Genomic DNA, 379 nt, shown 5'->3' with positions numbered 1-379 from the left:
GAACTGACTGTACGTTCGGCCAACTGCCTGAAGGCGGAGAACATCTACTACATCGGCGACCTGATTCAGCGTACCGAAGTAGAGCTGTTGAAAACTCCTAACCTCGGCAAGAAGTCCCTGACTGAAATCAAGGACGTCCTGGCCTCTCGTGGTCTGTCTCTCGGCATGCGCCTCGACAACTGGCCGCCTGCAAGTCTTAAGAAAGACGACAAGGCGACCGCCTGATCGTCGTAATCACCGAACGTAGTGTTTGGTAAGGAATGAATCATGCGTCATCGTAAAAGTGGACGTCACCTGAGCCGTACCAGCTCTCACCGCAAGGCTATGTTCCAGAACATGGCAGTGTCGTTGATCGAGCACGAGCTGATCAAAACCACCC

General features: G+C 53.3%; 2 protein-coding genes. Both read left to right on the top strand.

From position 1 onward, the window contains the following. Positions 1-225, top strand: a 225-nt coding sequence (locus tag QWI17_RS23530) for a DNA-directed RNA polymerase subunit alpha C-terminal domain-containing protein (RefSeq protein WP_302724985.1), incomplete at its 5' end; no start/stop codon positions are given. Between the two features lie 42 nt (positions 226-267). Next, positions 268-379: bL17 family ribosomal protein (locus QWI17_RS23525; protein ID WP_368045384.1), on the top strand; the 112-nt coding region annotated here is incomplete at its 3' end.

Origin of the sequence: Gilvimarinus gilvus (assembly GCF_030518155.1) — a bacterium.
Taxonomy (GTDB): Bacteria; Pseudomonadota; Gammaproteobacteria; order Pseudomonadales; family Cellvibrionaceae; genus Gilvimarinus; species Gilvimarinus gilvus.
Note: the sequence above shows the minus strand (reverse complement) of the source record. Positions and strands in the feature narration are given on the sequence as shown.